Origin of the sequence: Trichococcus sp. (assembly GCF_049589555.1) — a bacterium.
Classification (GTDB): Bacteria; Bacillota; Bacilli; order Lactobacillales; family Aerococcaceae; genus Trichococcus.
Window position 1 is genome coordinate 1 of sequence record NZ_JBAWAZ010000239.1, and the last position, 4311, is coordinate 4311.

The following is a 4311-nucleotide window of genomic DNA, read 5'->3' on the forward strand; positions in this document are numbered from 1 at the left end:
ATACTTAAGGGCAGAACAAAAGGAGTTTCAGTATGAAAATTCATTCGATGTGGGACCAGTATCCGCTGTTGCAGGCGGAATTGGTCGCCACCAATGAGCTGTTGGAAAAAAACATAACGCTCAAAAACCAGGCGGTCAGGGAAGCAATTCTCGCGCGCTTGCTTTCGGGCGGGAAAATGCTGCGGCCGGCCTATTGCCTGTTGTTTTCCTACTATTCCCCGGAACGGGATGCGGAACGGGCGCAGGCGATCGCGGCTGCGGTGGAGCTGTTGCATACGGCGACGTTGATGCACGATGACGTGATCGATGAAGCCGGCACCCGCCGCGGCCAGGAGACGATGAACCGGGCATACGGCAATCAGATCGCCGTCTATTCGGGGGATTACCTCTTCACGGTCTGTTTCCGGCTGCTGTCCGATTATGCCGGCGATGCGGCTGTGCTGAAGATCGACACGAACGGGATGGAAAGCATCCTGATCGGTGAGCTGAATCAGATGGATATGCGCTACAATCCGGATATGCGCATGCGCGATTATTTGCGCCAGATCCAAGGCAAAACGGCCCAGCTGTTCGCGTTGAGCTGCTATGCCGGAGCCTATGGAACGGATGAGGACGAGAAGCTGGCGCAGCTGGCCTATCGGATCGGCCACGATATCGGCATGGCCTTCCAGGTCATGGATGATGTGTTGGATTACACGCAGGACGAAAAGACCTTGGGCAAACCGGCCCTGAGCGACTTCCGCAACGGCATCTACACGGCGCCTGTGCTGTACGCGATGCAGGCCGACCGCAAAGCGTTCGCTGCCTATATCGCCAAAGGGGCGGATGTGACCGCTGCGGAGCTCGCGGAGATCCATGTTTTGGTGGAACGCTATGGCGGCAATCGCGCTGCACAGGCTTTGGCCAAGAAATACACGACGAAAGCGTTGAAGCTGATCAAAAAGTTGCCGGATCATCCCGTAAAGGAAACGCTAACGAAATTAACTGAGCAATTGCTTTATCGCAATATGTAGCAAAGCTGTTGTGACGCGTTATGTGGATTGATAGCATTTCATTTTGATACAAAACATTAGAAAATAATGGTTTTTTAGATAAATATAAGGATTTTATTTGGCTAAAGATGTAACAAATGGTATGATAAGTAAGTGGAAAGATATAGGAGGCTTGTGATTGGTATCACATATCTGACTGCTATCATATAAATAGAACAGGGTGGGATAGATTATGGAATTAAAGAAAACGTTATCTACTGCAACTCTTTTGTTGGCATCAACTTTCGTATTAGCGGCTTGCGGCGGTGCCGATACAGACACTGAGACGGAATCTTCAGCAGCGGCTTCATCCGAAGTTATGGCTGAGTCTTCTTCTGAAGCTGCTTCCGAAATGGTGGCTGAATTACAGGACGGCACTTACACATTGGTTGAAAAGAACTTCGACACTCGTGGCTGGAAAACTGAATTCTCAATCACTGTCGTGGACGGAAAAATCACAGAGTCAACTTTTGACAACGTGAATGAAGCCGGTGCGAAGAAATCGGAAGATTCAGAATACCAAGCTAACATGGTAGCAAAAGTTGGTGTAGGTCCTGCTGACTACTTCCCTCAATTGAATAATCAATTGATCGAAACACAAGATCCGGAAGCGGTGGAAGTCGTTACTGGTGCTACACACTCTTCTGATACTTTCAAAGAGTATGCTCCAATGTTGGTCGCAGCGGCTGAAGCTGGCGACACAACTACAATCGAAATCGACAACGTAGTCGAAGAATAAGCCGCTTTTCTGGTGTATTCGGCAAGAAAAAAGATTATCATAGACAGGTAGGGACAGCGTTCTTGTTCCTGCCTGTCTTTTTAAATGTAGATACGGGGTGAGCGGATGAAAAAATATATGAACAAGGCCGGTCTGGCAGGCGCATTGTCACTGGCGCTCCTTTTTGGGGGTTGTGGCAATGGGAGCGTGCAGGAAGCAACGGAGATACGGAAAGAACCATATGAGAAAACGGAATTTTTGATGGGGACTTATGTGACGGTGCGCGTCTATGACGAAGGCAAAGAGGCTGTTCTGGAAGGAGCCTTCGACCGCGTCGCCGAACTGGCCGACAAAATCACTGTGAATGAGCCTGGGTCGGAAATCGATGCGGTCAATGCCGCGGCAGGGACGGAAGCTGTGCAGCTGTCGGAGGATGTCTACCCGTTGGTGCGGAGCGCGTGGGATTACAGCGAGACATCCGACGGTGACTTTGACCTGTCGATCGGGCCGATCACCGAACTCTGGCATATCGGTTTCGATGATGCCAGAAAGCCGGAGCAGAGCGAAATCGATGCAGCGTTGACGCTTGTAGACTATCAACGCGTCGTGCTGGATGATGCAGCGCAGACCGTTCAGTTGGCGGATGCAGGTATGCGCTTGGACCTAGGCGCCATCGCCAAGGGCTACATCACCGACGAAGTGAAGGAACTCCTGGTGGAGGAAGGTGTGACGACCGCCATCATCGACCTCGGTGGCAACGTCTATGTGCTCGGGGGTTCGCCGTTGCGCGAAGGGGAGTCCTGGAACGTAGGCATCCAGGACCCATTGGCGGCGCGCGGGGAGACCATCGGCAAGACGAAACAAAAAGACCGTTCGATCGTGACTTCCGGCATCTATGAACGCTACATCGAAGTGGACGGCGTCAGCTACCACCATCTGATGGATCCGGAAACGGGCTATCCATTCGATAACAACATCGCCGGCGTTTCGATCCTGTCCGATAAGTCGATCGATGGGGATGCCTTATCGACGCTTGTCTTCGGTCTCGGGATGGAAGCGGGTCTGGCCTATGTCAACGAACGCGACGATATCGAAGCCGTTTTTGTCACAAAAGACAAGAAAGTCTACGTTTCGGACGGATTGGTTGATAATTTTGAACTGACGAACGATGATTATGTTTGGGAAAATGAATAGGGGTGAATGAAATGAATGTACCTGTATTTTTGGAATTTGTGGAAATCAAGACGAAGTTGGCCAGCCTGTTTCCGTTTGTGTTGGGGACCTTGTTTACGCTCTACCATTTCGGCAGCATCAATGCGCTGAACACGATTCTTTTCTTCATCGCCATGGTCGTTTTTGACATGGCGACGACGGCCATCAACAACACGATGGACTACGTGAAAGCGAAGAATCTGGTTTACCGCGATGAGGAAAATATCCTCGGGAAAGCTTCAATTTCCGTCAAACAGGCCGCGAAGATCATCGTTTCGATGATCGCGTTCGCGGCGCTGCTCGGTTTGATCCTGACGGCGCGGACCAATCTGTTGCTGTTGGTGATCGGGGCGCTCTGCTTTGCGATCGGGATCCTCTATACGTTCGGACCGTTCCCGATTTCGCGGATGCCTCTTGGGGAAGTGGTTTCGGGGCTGACGATGGGCTTCGGCATCTTCTTCATCGCTGTGTTCGTAAATGTGCCGTCCGGAACGCTGGCGTCGCTTCTGGTGCAGTGGCCGAAATTTACGCTGGCGGGGAACATCGCGACGCTGCTGATCATCCTGCTGCAGTCGGCGCCGCTTGTGTTCAGCATCGCCAACATCATGCTGGCGAACAATATCTGCGACTATGAAACGGATATTTCCAATCACCGCTACACGCTGACTTTCTATATCGGTAAGCCGGTTGCTGTGCGCCTGTATGCTTGGCTGTATTACGGGGCATTCGCCGCCACGACAATTTCGGTGCTGTTCGGCATCTATCCGGTCTGGATGCTGTTCATCTGGGCGATCTTCCCGGTCATCCAGCGCAACATCAACCGCTTCAGAGCCAAACAGGACAAAGCGACGACCTTCAACTTAGCGATCAAAAATCTGATCCTCTATCACGGTTTGGAGATCATCCTGCTGGTTGTGTCGCTTATCCTGAAATGATCACCATCAGAAACGGAGCCCCTGCGGATGAGTTTTTCCTGAAGGAAATGACTTATCAGGCGATCTATTCGCCCAAAGGCGGGGGCTTTTTGCCGCGGAAGGTGTTGGAAGAAGCGGCAATCCGGCGCTACTATGCGGACTTCGGCAGAGAAGGCGATTTGGCATTCGTGGCATTGTCCGATGGCCAAGCGGTCGGGGCGGTATGGATCCGTTTTGCGACGGCTGCCCCGAAAGGTTACGGCTTCGTCCGCGCGGACGTGCCGGAACTCACAATCGCGGTGCTGCCGACTTTCCGCGGGCGCGGCATCGGGAAGGCGCTGCTGGAGCGGATGTTGACTCATCTGCGGGCAACGGATTTGGAGGCTGTCTCCTTGAGTGTGTCCCGCTCCAACCCGGCGCGCAAGCTCTATGAGCG

5 protein-coding genes are annotated in these 4311 nt (G+C 52.4%); all 5 read left to right on the forward strand.

Going from position 1 to position 4311, the window contains the following annotated elements; all coding sequences use genetic code 11:
• Nucleotides 1-32: 32 nt before the first annotated feature.
• Nucleotides 33-1013 carry a polyprenyl synthetase family protein gene (locus WBV27_RS08900; protein WP_424201311.1) on the forward strand — a complete coding sequence of 327 codons (981 nt, stop codon included), beginning with the start codon at nucleotides 33-35 and terminating at the stop codon, nucleotides 1011-1013.
• A gap of 211 nt (nucleotides 1014-1224) precedes the next feature.
• Nucleotides 1225-1770, forward strand: a complete 546-nt coding sequence (locus tag WBV27_RS08905; protein ID WP_424201313.1) for an FMN-binding protein — start codon at nucleotides 1225-1227, stop codon at nucleotides 1768-1770.
• A gap of 117 nt (nucleotides 1771-1887) precedes the next feature.
• Nucleotides 1888-2943 carry an FAD:protein FMN transferase gene (locus tag WBV27_RS08910; RefSeq protein ID WP_424201319.1) on the forward strand — a complete coding sequence of 352 codons (1056 nt, stop codon included), beginning with the start codon at nucleotides 1888-1890 and terminating at the stop codon, nucleotides 2941-2943.
• A gap of 11 nt (nucleotides 2944-2954) precedes the next feature.
• Entirely contained in the window at nucleotides 2955-3896 is a 942-nt protein-coding gene (menA, locus tag WBV27_RS08915; protein ID WP_424201315.1) for a 1,4-dihydroxy-2-naphthoate polyprenyltransferase, read from the forward strand.
• Nucleotides 3893-4311, forward strand: a 419-nt coding sequence (locus WBV27_RS08920; RefSeq protein ID WP_424201317.1) for an N-acetyltransferase family protein, incomplete at its 3' end; no start/stop codon positions are given. The genes menA and WBV27_RS08920, both read left to right, overlap by 4 nt.

Excerpts from the sequence above, each read along its gene's own strand:
- WBV27_RS08900 (WP_424201311.1), top strand. The coding sequence starts at position 33 with ATGAAAATTCATTCGATGTGGGACCAGTATCCGCTGTTGCAGGCGGAA.
- WBV27_RS08905 (WP_424201313.1), top strand. The coding sequence starts at position 1,225 with ATGGAATTAAAGAAAACGTTATCTACTGCAACTCTTTTGTTGGCATCA.
- WBV27_RS08910 (WP_424201319.1), top strand. The coding sequence starts at position 1,888 with ATGAACAAGGCCGGTCTGGCAGGCGCATTGTCACTGGCGCTCCTTTTT.
- menA (WP_424201315.1), top strand. The coding sequence starts at position 2,955 with ATGAATGTACCTGTATTTTTGGAATTTGTGGAAATCAAGACGAAGTTG.